Origin of the sequence: Photobacterium minamisatsumaniensis (genome assembly GCF_050336695.1) — a bacterium.
In the GTDB taxonomy this organism is placed as follows: Bacteria; Pseudomonadota; Gammaproteobacteria; order Enterobacterales; family Vibrionaceae; genus Photobacterium; species Photobacterium minamisatsumaniensis.
Window position 1 is genome coordinate 1 of sequence record NZ_JAKJSI010000012.1, and the last position, 15131, is coordinate 15131.

General features: G+C 44.5%; 17 protein-coding genes. 4 read left to right on the top strand and 13 right to left on the bottom strand.

The window, feature by feature from the left end; all coding sequences use genetic code 11:
- Positions 1 to 15: 15 nt before the first annotated feature.
- From L4D78_RS03730 to L4D78_RS03745, 4 genes are all read left to right on the top strand, one after another.
- Entirely contained in the window at positions 16 to 324 is a 309-nt protein-coding gene (locus L4D78_RS03730; RefSeq protein ID WP_428465714.1) for a hypothetical protein, read from the top strand.
- Positions 325 to 488: 164 nt separating this feature from the next.
- Complete coding sequence (locus tag L4D78_RS03735) at positions 489 to 1250, top strand: YjbF family lipoprotein (RefSeq protein ID WP_428465715.1); 762 nt, start codon at positions 489 to 491, stop codon at positions 1248 to 1250.
- 13 nt (positions 1251 to 1263) lie between these two features.
- Complete coding sequence (locus L4D78_RS03740; protein WP_428465716.1) at positions 1264 to 2160, top strand: capsule biosynthesis GfcC family protein; 897 nt, start codon at positions 1264 to 1266, stop codon at positions 2158 to 2160.
- Positions 2160 to 4358 carry a YjbH domain-containing protein gene (locus tag L4D78_RS03745; RefSeq protein ID WP_428465717.1) on the top strand — a complete coding sequence of 733 codons (2199 nt, stop codon included), beginning with the start codon at positions 2160 to 2162 and terminating at the stop codon, positions 4356 to 4358. Before L4D78_RS03740 ends, L4D78_RS03745 begins: the two co-directional genes overlap by 1 nt.
- Before the next feature lie 925 nt (positions 4359 to 5283).
- On the opposite strand, the gene L4D78_RS03750 is transcribed toward L4D78_RS03745, so the two are convergent.
- From L4D78_RS03750 to ccmA, 13 genes are all read right to left on the bottom strand, one after another.
- Positions 5284 to 5544, bottom strand: coding sequence for a YfcL family protein (locus L4D78_RS03750; RefSeq protein ID WP_428465718.1), 261 nt, complete (start codon positions 5542 to 5544; stop codon positions 5284 to 5286).
- Positions 5541 to 6074 (bottom strand): elongation factor P hydroxylase, encoded by a 534-nt coding sequence (locus L4D78_RS03755; RefSeq protein WP_428465719.1) that lies wholly within the window; start codon positions 6072 to 6074, stop codon positions 5541 to 5543. The genes L4D78_RS03750 and L4D78_RS03755 overlap by 4 nt, the downstream gene beginning before the upstream one ends.
- Before the next feature lie 50 nt (positions 6075 to 6124).
- Positions 6125 to 6505, bottom strand: a complete 381-nt coding sequence (locus L4D78_RS03760; protein WP_428465720.1) for a four helix bundle protein — start codon at positions 6503 to 6505, stop codon at positions 6125 to 6127.
- Positions 6506 to 6596: 91 nt separating this feature from the next.
- Positions 6597 to 7379, bottom strand: coding sequence for an MlaA family lipoprotein (locus L4D78_RS03765; RefSeq protein WP_428465897.1), 783 nt, complete (start codon positions 7377 to 7379; stop codon positions 6597 to 6599).
- A gap of 372 nt (positions 7380 to 7751) precedes the next feature.
- On the bottom strand, positions 7752 to 8966 hold the full coding sequence (gene ccmI / locus L4D78_RS03770) for a c-type cytochrome biogenesis protein CcmI (protein WP_428465721.1): 1215 nt from the start codon (positions 8964 to 8966) through the stop codon (positions 7752 to 7754).
- Entirely contained in the window at positions 8966 to 9439 is a 474-nt protein-coding gene (locus L4D78_RS03775) for a cytochrome c-type biogenesis protein (RefSeq protein WP_428465898.1), read from the bottom strand. Before L4D78_RS03775 ends, ccmI begins: the two co-directional genes overlap by 1 nt.
- 71 nt (positions 9440 to 9510) lie before the next feature.
- Positions 9511 to 10065 (bottom strand): DsbE family thiol:disulfide interchange protein, encoded by a 555-nt coding sequence (locus tag L4D78_RS03780; protein ID WP_428465722.1) that lies wholly within the window; start codon positions 10063 to 10065, stop codon positions 9511 to 9513.
- Positions 10062 to 12053, bottom strand: a complete 1992-nt coding sequence (locus tag L4D78_RS03785) for a heme lyase CcmF/NrfE family subunit (RefSeq protein ID WP_428465723.1) — start codon at positions 12051 to 12053, stop codon at positions 10062 to 10064. The genes L4D78_RS03780 and L4D78_RS03785 overlap by 4 nt, the downstream gene beginning before the upstream one ends.
- Positions 12053 to 12538 carry a cytochrome c maturation protein CcmE gene (gene ccmE / locus L4D78_RS03790; RefSeq protein WP_428465724.1) on the bottom strand — a complete coding sequence of 162 codons (486 nt, stop codon included), beginning with the start codon at positions 12536 to 12538 and terminating at the stop codon, positions 12053 to 12055. The genes L4D78_RS03785 and ccmE overlap by 1 nt, the downstream gene beginning before the upstream one ends.
- Positions 12535 to 12741, bottom strand: coding sequence for a heme exporter protein CcmD (ccmD, locus tag L4D78_RS03795; protein WP_428465725.1), 207 nt, complete (start codon positions 12739 to 12741; stop codon positions 12535 to 12537). The genes ccmE and ccmD overlap by 4 nt, the downstream gene beginning before the upstream one ends.
- Before the next feature lie 7 nt (positions 12742 to 12748).
- Complete coding sequence (locus L4D78_RS03800; RefSeq protein ID WP_428465726.1) at positions 12749 to 13480, bottom strand: heme ABC transporter permease; 732 nt, start codon at positions 13478 to 13480, stop codon at positions 12749 to 12751.
- A 308-nt stretch (positions 13481 to 13788) separates the two neighbouring features.
- The gene (ccmB, locus tag L4D78_RS03805) at positions 13789 to 14457 is read right to left on the bottom strand and encodes a heme exporter protein CcmB (RefSeq protein WP_428456123.1); all 669 of its coding nucleotides are present in this window, start codon (positions 14455 to 14457) and stop codon (positions 13789 to 13791) included.
- A gap of 10 nt (positions 14458 to 14467) precedes the next feature.
- Positions 14468 to 15118 (bottom strand): cytochrome c biogenesis heme-transporting ATPase CcmA, encoded by a 651-nt coding sequence (ccmA, locus tag L4D78_RS03810; protein WP_428465727.1) that lies wholly within the window; start codon positions 15116 to 15118, stop codon positions 14468 to 14470.
- Positions 15119 to 15131 lie beyond the last annotated feature (13 nt).

A 15131-nucleotide genomic window follows, 5' to 3' on the forward strand; every position in this document is an offset into this window, starting at 1 on the left:
ACATAAGGGAATAGTATGAAAAAAACCACAATAGCCCTGCTTGCGGCAATGACTATGGCTAGCTCTGCGTTTGCAGCAACTGAAACGGGCGCAACTGCGGGTACTGCGGGTAGTACTGGTACGGCAACGACCACAGCAACAACAACGGCAGCAACCTCAACAGGCGCAGCCGCAGGTACTGCAGGTGCAACAGCTGCTGCAGCTGGCGGTATTACGGCAACAGCCGTTGCGGCTGGCGTTGCTGTCGCTGTTGCTGCTGTCGCGGTTGCTGACTCATCAGGTAACAACAATAACAACACCACGACGATTACCTCACAAGGTTAATAACGTGTGCTGTATAGACAGCAGAATATCGTATTCTGCTGTCTATTATTCTTTACCTTTTACTTATTTATTTAAATATTGCTTCAGAATGAACAAAAAATCACAAGCCCGCTTAAGGTATCAGAGCTGGCTTTCGCTTTTTTTAGCAACTTGGATGCTATGTAATGTCTCGAGTTAACCATGCCTTTATGCTTTTCATGCATTCGCCGTTTATATCACGGTCTATCCAATACGCTTTTATTGCGCTTTATACCACGTTATTATTGGGCTGCAGTCAGAAGTTCAATGATGTGAATGACACAATGAAGCTCGCGCTCTTCGGCGAACCCGATGCAATAATGACTGGTGACGACATTCAGAACCTGCCCTATGCTAGCATTTATGCTCAAATTGATGACGGTCCTCAAGCTTTTATGGTGTTAGCTTTAGCCGAAAATAAGCCTCGTTTCGGCTCTGAAGCAGCAAATGACAATGCCGTGATCACGCCACCTTTACAGTTAAAATGGCTTTCTGCAGATAAAGGTATGTTAACTACCGAGTATGGACGCTTGGTAAAAACCCTGAATATTCCGCAGGGAAACCTTATTGCAAGTACCAGTGAACAAATAGATCCAATTCGGTTGGGCTTACATAAGACGTCGACCCCACTTGTTTGGCAACGTACCATTGATTGGCAGCCCAATTACCATTTTGGCTATGAATTGAATTCACAATTCACTTTGCAAGGCGAGCAAGTCATTCTAATTAGTGAACGTCCTGTCACTGCATTACATTTTGTTGAATCAGTTTTTGTTTCAAAAACAGATATTCGCTACGACAATGATTTTTGGATCGACCCACAAAACGGTAACGTGCTTAAAAGTCGTCAGAAAATTGCGCCCAATTTACCCTACATCGATATCACGTTATTAAAACCTTTTTCATGAGGATAAATACGGAATGTTTTCTTCATTTCCCACAAGATACATAGTACTGCTGCCGCGATTACTCTTTAGCAGTTTGGCTATTGGCTTAGTTTATAGCCAAAGCGTTTATGCTGACACGGTCTCTCATCAGCCAAATATCGCGGTTACCGCAAGTAACGACGTTAATATTTATGTTGCCCATGCACTTTCAGCACCGAAGCAATTACAGCTGCACTACTCCAGCTCGGTAAGGGTTAACCAAATACTCGCCGATACTATTGTGAATATTGAACAGATCCCGACAGATAAAATAGCTGTTAATGCCTCACTCTATTGGCCTGCCTCTGCGCTTTATACACAAAAAAATGCCGATGAAATTGAACAACTACAATATTCGGTATTAAAACAACTTGACCTTATAAAGCAAACGAATAGTAACGAGGCTGAACGCAAAGCACTTGATAACCTCGCGCTATGGATTGAATCTTTGCCCGCCAAAAAGAAATTACTTTCGGGGCTTGATTATGATGCCGTTCGAGTAAATTCGAATATGAATCCGTTAATTAACCAAAACATGCTATTGGTTTTACCCACCAGACCAAAACACGTCACTGTTGTCGGGGCAGTTGTCGGCGAGTTTTTTTCAAATACTAACGACACACGAATATGGTCAATACAGCCTTGGACGAGCCGTTATAGCGCCCGGGATTACCTTGCCAATATTCGTGTTTTTGATGACTCAGAAAATAGCTTCTCTTGGGTTATTCAACCCGATGGTAACATTGAAAAACACCCCATTGCTTATTGGAATTTCAAACACATGGATTTAGCCGCTGGTGCCCTTATTTATATGCCGTTTACTTCGCTACCAAAGGGAGCAAAATCATTGAATGAAGACATGCTGGCCTTACTAAGGAATAGTGCGCTGTAATGAAGAAGTCTACTCCCTCGCTTGCCGTTGCCAGCCGCCTTTCTGCTATTAGTTTGGCGCTACTGCCCATTTGGCATGCTCAAGCAAATAACCTCAGTTACCCAACTCTACAGCCTTCCATGTCTGATTTTGGTGGTGTTGGCTTAATGCAAATGCCGACAGGCCGGATGGCACCTGAAGGTGAATTCAATGTACAGGCCACGGTGAATGAAAACTACCATCATTACACTGCAACCTTACAACTTTTCCCTTGGCTGGAAGCCAATATTCGATACACCCAACTACAAGACCTTCTGTATTGTAACGACCCCAGCTTTTGTGGCACCAGCACTTTAACGGACAAAGGCATGGATTTTAAAATTCGCCTTTGGCAAGAAAGCTATTGGCTGCCAGAAACCTCAGTCGGTGTGCGTGATTTTGCCGGAACAGGCTTGTTCGATGGTGAATATGTTGCCGCAACGAAGCGCTTTGGCCCGGTTGATGCAACTTTAGGTGTCGCTTGGGGCTACATGGGTAACAGTGGCAATATCACTAACCCTTTTTGTAAAGCGTCAGATAAATTCTGTGAACGCCCTACTGGTACATCAGGCAGCGGTGGTATGACCGAGTTTGATAGTTTCTTTAAAGGCCCTGCCGCTGTTTATGGTGGGCTAGAATATCAAACACCTTGGATGCCCCTACGCTTCAAACTAGAATACGACGGTAATGACTATAAAGGCGATAGACCTGTCACCTCAGGCTCTACCGACATGCCACAAGACAGTAAGTTTAACTATGGTGCTCTATACCGCTTGGGCAACTGGGGGGATATTCGAGCCAGTTATGAACGCGGTAATACCTGGACCTTTGGTTTCACGCTACGCACAAACTTCAACGATTTAAAAGCCAGTTGGCACGATGAACCGGTACCCGCTTATCAACCGAAACAAAATGACGATGAAATTAGCGATGCGGAATATCTAGTACTAGCCGATGAGCTAGAAAAAATCGCGGGCTACGATGATCTGTCAATATATAAAGGTGATGATCAACTAACGATTGTTGCTAACCAGAAAAAATACCGAGATCGCAGTGAAGCACATTTGCGTGCAGCGACTGTATTGGCCAACCACAGTGAGCCGGTTGCCGAATATCGTATTATTGAGACAACCAATCATCAACCCGTGACTGAAACCCGCATTGATACCGCTAAATTTGCGGATGTTGCACAAGTTAGCTACATAGGAGCGAACATTGGTGACAGTACAGTGGTTTACTCACCAAATGAACCAGAAGGCCAACGCATAGCCGAACCAAGTAAAAACTGGGATGTGAGTATTTCCCCGACGTTACAGCAATCGATTGGTAGTTCAGAAGACTTCTACTTATTTAATATTGGTGTGAACGCCGGTGCCAGTTATTGGTTCGGTAACAATGTTGAGTTAGGCGGATCGGTCTACGTCAATATTTACGATAACTATGATAAATTTCTGTACGAGGTACCACCAGATGGGACAAATAACCTACGGGTTCGTACCTTAGTGCGCCAGTACATTAACGAAAACCCCGTTCGTATGGATAATTTACAGCTAACCTGGATGGATAAATTTGGCGACAACTGGTATACCCAAGCTTATGGCGGTTATTTAGAAACCATGTTCGGCGGGGCTGGTGGTGAACTACTTTATCGCCCATTAGGTTCGAACTGGGCGTTTGGTATAGACGCTAACTATGCGATTCAGCGTGATCCTGAATCACAATTTGGCTTCTTCACCGAAGAAGTACAGTTCGACTCTTTCACTGGCCGTGATTACCGCGTGCAAACAGGTACGCTTACCGGTCAAGCGACAGCCTATTATCAACCGCAGTGGGAATGGTTACCCAATACATTATTTAAAGTCAGTGCCGGTAAATACCTTGCAGAAGATGTCGGCGTAACTATCGACTTCTCGAAGCAGTTTGATAGTGGGGTTATCGCAGGGGCATTTGCTACTTTTACTGATATGTCGAGTGAAGAGTATGGCGAAGGTAGCTATAGCAAAGGCTTCTATATCTCGATACCGTTTGACATTATGACGGTGAAACCAAGTAATAATCGGGCAACAATATCTTGGATGCCACTTACCCGCGACGGTGGGCAAATGCTCAATCGCAAACACCAGCTTTACAGTGTGACCGATGCTCGTTCACCGTGGTATGGGCGTAAAGCAGTAGACTAACTAGCGGCTATCAGCCGTCGATATGTAGAAAACAAATAAATGGTTAAATGCTGACGTCGGCATTTAACCATTTTTATTATTGAGAGCTAAAATTGATATTGCCTAACCATTCACTTTTAGCCTAATAATTCACTTCAAGCCCAACAATCAATGCACAGATGCTATATAAACTTGGCACTAGAATAATATATATGCATGTAATAGCAACCTATACTAACAGATATAAACCTGCATGCTTATGATTATATTTATCCGCAACAAGACTAAGTGAGCTTTGTTTCATTGTGTGGGCGTATTTTCTAACCAAGAAGTATAAACTTAATTAATTCAATGACTAACTATAAAACCACTAAAATATTCAGTTAAAAACAAAAGCAAGAGATTAACTTTAATCATGGCTATTAATTTAATAATTAAAATTGAAAATAAAAACCTTAAATAAAAAGTGTGACATTTTGCTAAATAAACATTTTTTTATTATCAAGCATGTCAATAATAGATTATATTATATGTATAACTACGACGCCAATCAATTGGCGCGACTATCTTATACGACAAACCATTACGTCAATTAAATGGCGATATAAATAGAAGAGGCGAAATGCATGTTCAGGGTATATGCTAATTTCTCTGTTAATCATCCACTCATTCATATATTTAATATGTTGCTAACATTGAGTGTGTTTATGGTTAGCTGCTACCAACTGTTAGCAAATGAGAACCTTATTTTTGCTTTAGGTATCATTTTCGTTATTATTCCTACCTTTATTTTCGCACGGTCATCAGACTATAAACGAAAATACCTAAGTGCAAATAACTAAGTGCAAACAAAGAGGTACAAATAGTTAGGCAATGTGGCTAAATAGCAATAGAAAAAAAGCACCCATAGGTGCTTTTTTGTCAAAATAATATCATATTCTTCGTATTAAGCTTGTTTTAACTGCTGCCACATATCTTTGACAATCAGTTGATCGGCTGGCGTTAACTCAGATTGTGCAGCAGACAAGCTTGAATCAACGGCTTCATTCATCATGTTAATGTCCGCTTTACCCGCTAACTCGCAGCTCGCAGCTGATAACGAAATATGACCTCGAAGGTAACCACCAGCAAATAGCTCATCGTCTGATGCTGTCTCAACCATTTGGTCGATCTGGGTTAACAGCTGTTCTTCATATTGCTGAATCATGCTTCTCTCTCAAAGTCTGTCGGTTGTAATGCTTCAACCTGATAAAATTTACGCAACGCATTCGATAAGGTTAATGCGCGTACTGGAATGCCTTGTTCAAGGTATGCCAATACTTGCTCGCGTACTTTGTTGGTGAAGCCGATTCTATCTGGCTCACAATTGCCGCTCAGATTATCACAACTCACTCTAAAGCGAAAACCGCAGCTAGCCGCCAGAATCCATTCAATGGCTTGGGGCTTAATTTCTACCTTTTCAAACTCTGCTTGCACCGCTGCTGTACGGCCATCAGGTTCATACCAATAGCCATAATCTTCCAATAATCGGCGCTTCTCGCCTGCAATGCACCAATGTGCTATTTCATGCAACGCCGATGCGAAATAGCCGCGCGCAAAGATGATTCGATGATGAAGGTTGGCATCGTCAGCTGGTAGATAAATAGGTTCATCACCACCGAGTACAAGCTCAGTGTTATATGAGTGGAGGAATGTCTGGTTGAAAATAGAAATTAAGTCGTTGTTGAGAAAAAGCATATTCTGGGTTCTGGGTTCTGGGTTCTGGGTTCTGGGTTCTGGGGAGAATATTAATTCAAGATATCATAAGTGCCATGCTCTTCCCTGACATTTCCACTCCTGTATTTAATTAAGCCTGCAATCATTTTACTCACTCTTATGGCACTTGATAGTAAAGATTCAACTTTTTGTGGCTCAATATAACCAAACTCTTTTGCTAACATTAATTGTGTCACTAATTCACCGCAAGAACCTTTGGCATAATATAAAAAGCGTACAGATTCTTTTATCGTTTCACGTTCTTCACCTTCCGCAATATTTGAAGGTACCGATACAGCAGAACGCCTTATTTGATCTTTAAAGCCAAAATCACGGCAGTGATTAATCGCTTGATGTACATTAACGGCAAGATCAAAGCTTTGTTGCCATACATTTAACTTTTTATATTCCACTTAATTTATACCAACCTGAAAAATATGACCAAAGTTAAACGAAATAAAGTATCTTGCTCTTCCTAGATACTTTATTTCCTAGCAACCCATTTTAGTATTCCTCTATTTCATCCAAGAAATCATCCAAATACTCTTCATCAACAGGCTCTTCATCTAGGATTTTACTGCCTTGTGCACGGAAGTTCTTATTTTGAATGTAGGCATCTCGGGTAAAGATATACGGATCAGGAGAGTCACTCAATAAGGCTTCTTGCTGTACCAGTGCGGCGCGATCTTCCATGCCTTCGAAAGCCCATTTGCCTAGGCCTTGCCAGAAGTTAAGCAGGGTAAGCGGAAAATATAAGCCGTCGACGGTATCGCCAACGCCTTCACGTAGTGTGACAGGGCCATACAATGGAACCATAAAGTATGGGCCGTTACCTACACCGTAGTAACCCATTGAATCACCAAAGGCACGTTCTGAAGGTTTACGGATATCGGCAGCAGAAGCAATATCAATTAAGCCAGCGATACCAAAGGTAGTATTGATCCAGAAGCGGTTAAAATGCGTAACGGCTTGCTCACCTTCTAACATGATGATGCTATTCACCATGCTGGCGGGTTCATCCAGATTAGCGAGGAAGTTTTTTATCCCCGTTCGTAACGCCGACGGGGTATAGTCGACATACGCCAGTGAAACTGGACGGGCTAGATATGGGTCTAGGTAGTTGTAATTAAGATCCCACATCGCGCGGTTAAAGCCTTCTAAGGGATCATAAACGCCCGAGACATTGTATTCGCCACCGCTGGCTTCAAGCTCTTCATAAATTTCCGCTTCAAGCTCTGCATCGGTTTCTTCATCAAACGCGTCACTTTCGACTGCTGTCGTATTGATAACGACAGTCTCTTCCTGAGGCTGCACGATTACCTGCACCTGCGGTTCTGTGGTGGCGGGCTCTACGTTTGACTCATGCGATTCCTCACGCGATGAGCCGGCACACGCTGTTAAAGCGAATACGCTAAAGAGTACGATATGATGTTTTCTGCTCAATGCCTTATCCATAGCGATGTGATTGTCTCAACCCTTTGATTACACACATATATATAGCACCTTATTCATAGCATCTATGCTAACCATCATACAACCTTCCCCGCGATATATTATGACGAGTACCGTAAATATAAAACAGGCTGAATACTACAATAGTATTCAGCCTGTTAACAATTTACCAGTTTATGGTTTGGGGCGCAGCACTAATTTGTTATATCAATACTGTTTATCAATGGTTACGTTAGTAGAGTCGCCTAACACAACGACTTCACTCTGGCCGTACCAATCGCCCTCTTTGCTCATTAAGCTACCATCAGCATCGATACGTGCTTTGATAATATACTCAGGCAATGATGTCATTGGACGCTCAGGGATCATGCTATCGTTATCATCCAGCGTTAAGGTTAGCGGGAATGCCGATAACGGTAGACGCTTCGCTGCAATCGGCATTGGTGAGCCGTCTGAGGAGTGGACAGAGACAAACACCAATCCTTGTGGCGGTAGTGTAACATTCGGAGCTAATTCGACGGTTACAGATACCGAGGTTGCGGTGTTCTCACCTTGACTCTGCTGCGCCTGTGCACGTTCAATACTGCGATTCAGCATTTCAGCACGCGAATCGTCTTCACCGACCAGCTTTTTCATCATGGTCCAATAAGCAACAGCTTGTTCGTAATCGCCTTTTTCAAACGAATCAAACGCTAGCAGAGACATTGCTCGTAGGTTGGTATGATCTTGCTGAATAACCGTACGTAATAACAGACGAGCACGCTCGCTCTGCGCTGGGTCGCCAATCATCATTAGCGTTTGCGCGTAACTTAACTGTACTTCTGCATTATTTGGGTCTAAACGGAAAGCACGCTCAAGCGCTTCCTGTGACGTGTTGGCATCGCGGTTCGCCATGCCGATACGGCCCAATAGCAACCAGCCAGTGGCATCATCAGGGTTGTCATGTAAACGCGTACGTAGTGCGAGCGTAATATCGTCCATTTCTTGATCGCTAAGCGGGTCTGCACCCTGCTCATCCATCAAACGTTGAGACAATTCAGGCAAACGTGAAACGGTTTCTTTCCATGCAATAACTTTATCAAGGCTACCCGTTTGCATGTACATGCCATAACAAACAAACACCAGTACTAACAAACCAGGGATCAGCATTACCGGACTAACCGTGCTTTTAGCCTGCGCTGCTTGTGCGGGTACATCGTCTAATAACGATTGCTGAAGCTCGGCAACTAGCTCATCTTGGTTTACCACCAAGCCTTCGCTGTTTTCTTCTTTCAGTTCATCCATGCGGTCTTTAAAGAACGCTTTATTTAGCTCATCTCGGCTTTCGTCGTCATTTTGTTCTTTACCCTTATACATGGGTACAACAAACAACACGCCAGCAATCAATACCAAGAAAGCTGTGATCATCCAAAACAAAGTCATTACTTCACCTTCCCATCTTCGCGGGTTACTGTTTCTTGCTGTTCCATTTCTTTCATCAAGGCTTTAAGACGCTCTTGCTCGTCATCTTCCAGCGGTGATGCTTCAACGCGCACATCGGTTGTTTTACGCGAGCGAACAACGAGTACAGTAAAACCAATCACAATAAACAAGAGAGGGCCGGCCCACAGGATAATGGTCGACGCCATGATTGGCGGGTTATAGGTAACAAAGTTACCGTAACGCGCAATCATATAATCGACAACATCTTGCTTGCTCTTACCTTCATTCAGCAAATCAAAGGCTTTTGCACGCATATCTTGCGATAGCTCCGCGTTTGAGTCTGCAATATTGTTGTTTTGACACTTCGGGCAACGAAGTGTCATGGTCAACTCACGAAAGTCTTTTTCTTGTTGTGCGTCTTTAAACTCAAAAATATCAATGGCTGCTACCGCTGGCGTGGCGGATGTAGCCATCACACCAACGCCAACACTTAGCGCTAAAATCGGCCCAAGCAGTAGCTGAGCATAACGTCGAGAAAGTTTAATCATCCCTTCGCCTCCTCAATCATCGCATCGTACATTGGCTTGAGTTTGTCATTCCAATTGCGGTCATTTACATCACCAACATGGCGATAGCGAATAATGCCATCCGCATCAATCAGGAACGTTTCAGGTGCGCCGTATACGCCTAAATCCATACCCAGCATGCCGTTGCCGTCAAACAAGCTATGAATATACGGGTTACCCAATTCATTTAGCCAACGTACGGCTTTTAAACGTTCGTCTTTGTAGTTCAGGCCAATAATCTTTACGCCTTCACTGGCCAACTGGTTCAAGTAAGTATGCTCGGCATAACAGGTCGGACACCATGTCGCCCATACGTTTAATAGTAAAGGCTCACCAATAAAGATATCTTGCTCATACAGCTTGCCAGCCTCAACCAAGTCTTCTAGCTTGAATTCTGGTACCGGCTTACCAACTAAGACCGACTCCAACTTCGTTGGATCATCGCCACCGGCATTACGGCTTAGCTGATTCATGAACATCACAACCAGACCCAAAAAGGCGATCAGCGGAATAAAAAGTAATTTTTTCATCAATTCACCTCTGCCTCTTGTTCTGCCGATGACGACTTATTCTTCGATTTAGCAGTTTTGCGGAAACGGTAGCGCTTATCACTTATCGCAAATGCACCGCCCAACGCCATCATTGCTGAACCAAACCAAATCCAGTTAACAAATGGCTTGAAGTAAATACGTACTGCCCATGATTTGCCATCACCCAGCTTTTCGCCCATAGCAATGTACAGGTCACGAGTAACACCGCTATCAATCGCGGCCTCTGTCATCATTGAGCCCGCTACCGTATAGAAACGCTTCTCAGCATGCAGAGTAGTGACTGCCTTGCCGTCACGAGTAATGTCGAAATCGGCAATGTAACCGTCATAGTTAGGACCATCGGCATCACGCAGACCGGCAAAGTAGAAGTCATAACCTTGAACATTCACTGATTCACCTGGTGCCAAACGAACATCACGTTCGATGTCATAGTTTGACACTAGGGTGATACCGATAACGCTGACGGCTAAACCGATATGGCCCAGTACCATCGCCCAGTGGCTACGGCCTAATTTACCCAAACCTTTTACGAAGGTATGACGGTGCGTGGCGCGCTCATAAAGCTCAAAGCCATGCATTACAACAATCCACGTTGCCATTGCCATGCCTAGTACAGCCATTGGCTCAAGGCGCTGAGTAAACAGTTTGATCGAGAGGAAAGCAAAAGGCAGTGTTACTGCACCTGAAATCATCATCTGCTTGCTGATGCTAGAAATACTGTCACGTTTCCAACGTACCAGTGGACCGATACCCAAAATAAAGGCAAATGGGATCATCAACCAAGTAAACAAGGTATTGAAGAATGGCACACCAATCGACACTGAACCTAAGCCAATTTGTTTATGTACTAGTGGTAGCAATGTACCAATCAGCACAACCAATAGCGCGGCAACCAATAATAGGTTATTGGCTAATAATAAATTTTCACGAGAAAACAGGCTGTAGTTACCACGAGAGCGAATCTGCCCACCACGCAGTGCGTACAGTAATAGCGAGCCACCGATCACAACAACCAGGAAGCCAAGAATAAACATGCCACGCGCCGGATCAGAAGCGAATGCGTGAACCGATACTAAGACACCAGAACGAACCAGGAACGTACCCAATAGGCTCAATGAGAAAGCTGAAATCGCAAGTAGTACCGTCCACGCTTTGAACGAACCACGTTTTTCTGTCACGGCTAATGAGTGCATTAATGCCGTACCCGCAAGCCAAGGCATGAAAGAAGCGTTTTCTACTGGATCCCAGAACCACCAGCCACCCCAGCCAAGTTCATAGTAAGCCCACCATGAACCTAGCGCGATGCCTAGTGTTAGGAATGACCATGCAGCAATTGTCCACGGACGTGACCAACGTGCCCAAGCCGTATCAAGACGACCTGTCATTAACGATGCAATAGCAAAAGAGAATGCAACAGAGAAGCCAACATAACCCATGTAAAGCAATGGCGGGTGAATGATCAGACCCGGATCTTGCAGTAATGGATTCAAATCTCGCCCGTCAACCGGGAAGAATGGCAACGTGCGGTCAAACGGGTTTGACGTCACGATGATGAACAGGAAGAAGCCGATGGCGATCATACCCATCACTGACAGTACACGCGCCAGTGATTCAAGCGGCATACCGCGGCTATAAATTGCCACTGCAACCGCCCAGCCCGCTTGGATCAGAGCCCAAAGCAGTAATGACCCTTCGTGGCCACCCCATACTGCAGAGATACGATAGTACCAAGGCAACATGGAATTCGAGTTACTCGCCACGTAGGTGATCGTAAAGTCGTTGGTGTAAAAGCTCCAGCACAGAATAACGAATGACACTAATGTCATTGCAAAGATACCGTGTGTTAACGGGCGAGCCATGCGCATTAGCGCTTGATTACCCACCGTTGCGCCGTATAAAGGATAGACAGCGACGAGGATCGACAGACCCAACGCCACTATCAAACTAAAATGGCCTATTTCAGCAATCATTATTGTGTACTGCCTTGTAGTTGTTTATCTGTATATTGCAGCGGTTCATGTGTTCTTTCCATGGCCTCTGCAACTTCTCTTGGCATGTATTCTTCATCATGCTTTGCGAGCACTTCATGAGCGACAATCGTCGTTGGATCAACCAACTCACCCTGCGCGACAATGCCCTGACCTTCACGGAATAGATCCGGTAAAATACCGTTGTAGCGAACCGTCACTGAAGGACCCACATCAGCAACATCAAAGCTCACTTCAAGTGATTTAGGATCACGATTTACCGTGCCTTCAACCACCATACCGCCGATACGTAAGCGTTGACCAACATAAGGTTTTGAACCATCAGCTTTACCGTTTACGAGTTCCGTCGGGGTATAGAACAAATCCATATTTTGATTAAGTGCATACAGCAATAGACCGATTGTTGCACCGAGGCCAACGACTAGCGCCAGTACCAACGTCAGGCGCTTTTTACGTCTCGGGTTCATAGTGTGTTCTCCAGTTTTTCCGCTTCTTTAATGCGCAGCTCGCGCGCAATTTTATTCTTAATTTCCGCTGATAAACGACGCTTGGTCGTCAGGCTAGCAATGGTCAACCACAGCAGCATACCAAATGAAATGCCATAGGCAGCCCAAACGTAGGAGGCATACCCCCCCATTGCTAAAAAGTCACTAAAAGAATCAAAATGCATAGGGGCCTCACTTCATCAATTCACGCACCCAAGGGCGGTGGCTTTCACGGGCAATAATTTCGTTTCGTAGGCGAACCAAAGTCAGTGCACCAAAGAAACAAGCAAAACCAACGATGTTTAACAACAGCGGCCAAAGCATGCTGGTGTCCATCGATGGTTTATCAAATTTAGTAATCGTTGCACCTTGGTGCAGGGTATTCCACCACTCGACTGAAAAGTGAATAATCGGCAGGTTGATCACACCAACCATCGCCAAAATACCCGCAGCTTTTGCTGCCGTTTTTTGATCGTCAAAGGCGTTATATAGCGCGATAACCCCAAGGTAGAGGAATAATAAAATTAATTCTGATGTTAGGCGAGCATCCCATACCCACCATGCGCCCCACATAGGCTTACCCCAAATCGCACCCGTTAATAGCGCGATCACGGTAAACACAGCACCTATAGGCGCCATTGCCAGTGCCGCTAATTCAGACAGGCGTATTTGCCAAACGATGCCAATAAATGCAGCAATCGCCATCGACATATAAGCCCCCATCGACCAAATGGCTGCAGGCACATGCAAATAGATGATTCGGAAACTGTCACCTTGCTGATAATCTGTCGGGGCAAACATTAGCCCCCAAACCGACCCAATCAAGATGCAAACTAAGGCTATGATTGAAAACCAAGGCAACAAGGTACCGCACAGGCGATAGCAATTTTCTGCTTTTGCGTAGGGATGTAACCACTTCCACATAATTCTGCTCTACTCATGTAATAGTTATAAGTACGCTTGCTTAACGGTGTTTGGTATCTCCAAACAAGATAAAACTTCACCGTTAGCAACGTTAATCATCATTATTTTTTGCTGACCCATCAGATTGAGGCAGGGAATAAGCCCCTACTTATCCAGATCGGCCAAGCAAGTTAAATACTCCTTAGGGGGTATTCAAAACAATAACGCCAGCTTCCTTGTTCTTGCTCAAATTGTCTCATGAGTTCCGGTCTCATGAGACAAAGCTAATTACACTTAATTGTAATCATATATTGCACATTGATGTCTTATTATTGAACACTTATACGTAATGACGCTGCCACAGCAAACGGAGATAAGGTCGCCGAACCGACTAACATCGCACCCATCAGTGCCAATTGCCCATTGTAAGGCATACCTAAACTGGCTGCATCGATGGCAGAGGTTGCGAATATAAGCACAGGAATGTACAACGGCAATATGAGCAAACTCAATAAAACACCACCTTTTCGCAAACCGACAGTCAATGCGACACCAATAGCGCCTAGAAAACTTAACGTCGGTGTGCCGATAAGTAGGGTAAGCACAACGGCTTTCCACGTTGCCCAGTCTAATGACAGCAAAATCGCTAATAACGGGCTGATCAACAGTAATGGCACACCGGTTAATAACCAATGCGCGATCATTTTTGCAAAAGCCAGTACCGGTAACGGTGTTGGCATAAGCAGCATTTGCTCAAGCGAACCATCAACAAAATCATCACGAAACAAACGCTCCATCGACAATAATGCCGCTAATAGTGCTGCAACCCACACAATACCCGGAGCAATACGCGCTAAGAGATTCGGCTCTGGGCCTACTCCTAACGGAAACAACGTTATTACAATAATAAAGAACCACAATGGGTTAAAAACATCCGCCTGACGCCGGAATGCAATCAATAACTCTCGGCGAATTACTTGTGTTAAAGCGCTTAACATCATCCCTTCCCTACTGCCCCAATTTTATTTTTCTTAAATGATTGCTATCAGCAAACATGTCTTGGTGGGTGGTTAAAATCACAATGCCACCTCGCATCACATGGGAAAGGAAAAGTTGCTCAAGCACTTTTACCCCTTGCTTATCAATCGCAGTCAGCGGTTCGTCTAGAATCCACAGCTTATGGTTACTTAACCATAAGCGCGCCAATGCGACACGTCGTTGTTGCCCCGCAGACAACTGACCTGCTGGCACATCTTCACGCCCAGCTAAACCAACCTGCGCGAGTGCTTGCCACAAGCTCTTGTCACCACTGACTTTTGGCTCTCCGGCCAAGTCACTGCTTTCGTTACTCACGTGCATGGTTTCAAAAAAAGCCAAATTTTCAAAAGCCGTCAGCTCACGTTTAACCCCAGTTTGATGACCTAGAAATAATAAATCTTGGTGGTAGTCTTCACGTGCCGTTTCAATATTTTCATTGTGCCAACATACCTTTCCGCCATCTGCTCGCCCGAGCCCTGCAAGTATGCGCAGCAAGGTGGTTTTACCTGCGCCATTGTGGCCTTCAATCTGGACAAGTTCGCCAGTTGATACCGAAAAATGCAAATTCTCGAACAGTACCCTTTCGTCTCGGGTACAACTTAACTCTTCAACAGACAACATAAAAATGATGTAT

Bases quoted from the DNA above. Each gene is read 5' to 3' on its own strand.
- L4D78_RS03730 (WP_428465714.1), top strand. From the start codon at position 16: ATGAAAAAAACCACAATAGCCCTGCTTGCGGCAATGACTATGGCTAGC.
- L4D78_RS03735 (WP_428465715.1), top strand. From the start codon at position 489: ATGTCTCGAGTTAACCATGCCTTTATGCTTTTCATGCATTCGCCGTTT.
- L4D78_RS03740 (WP_428465716.1), top strand. From the start codon at position 1,264: ATGTTTTCTTCATTTCCCACAAGATACATAGTACTGCTGCCGCGATTA.
- L4D78_RS03745 (WP_428465717.1), top strand. From the start codon at position 2,160: ATGAAGAAGTCTACTCCCTCGCTTGCCGTTGCCAGCCGCCTTTCTGCT.
- L4D78_RS03750 (WP_428465718.1), bottom strand. From the start codon at position 5,544: ATGATTCAGCAATATGAAGAACAGCTGTTAACCCAGATCGACCAAATG.
- L4D78_RS03755 (WP_428465719.1), bottom strand. From the start codon at position 6,074: ATGCTTTTTCTCAACAACGACTTAATTTCTATTTTCAACCAGACATTC.
- ccmI (WP_428465721.1), bottom strand. From the start codon at position 8,966: ATGACTTTGTTTTGGATGATCACAGCTTTCTTGGTATTGATTGCTGGC.
- L4D78_RS03775 (WP_428465898.1), bottom strand. From the start codon at position 9,439: ATGGCTACATCCGCCACGCCAGCGGTAGCAGCCATTGATATTTTTGAG.
- L4D78_RS03785 (WP_428465723.1), bottom strand. From the start codon at position 12,053: ATGATTGCTGAAATAGGCCATTTTAGTTTGATAGTGGCGTTGGGTCTG.
- ccmE (WP_428465724.1), bottom strand. From the start codon at position 12,538: ATGAACCCGAGACGTAAAAAGCGCCTGACGTTGGTACTGGCGCTAGTC.
- ccmD (WP_428465725.1), bottom strand. From the start codon at position 12,741: ATGCATTTTGATTCTTTTAGTGACTTTTTAGCAATGGGGGGGTATGCC.
- L4D78_RS03800 (WP_428465726.1), bottom strand. From the start codon at position 13,480: ATGTGGAAGTGGTTACATCCCTACGCAAAAGCAGAAAATTGCTATCGC.
- ccmB (WP_428456123.1), bottom strand. From the start codon at position 14,457: ATGTTAAGCGCTTTAACACAAGTAATTCGCCGAGAGTTATTGATTGCA.
- ccmA (WP_428465727.1), bottom strand. From the start codon at position 15,118: ATGTTGTCTGTTGAAGAGTTAAGTTGTACCCGAGACGAAAGGGTACTG.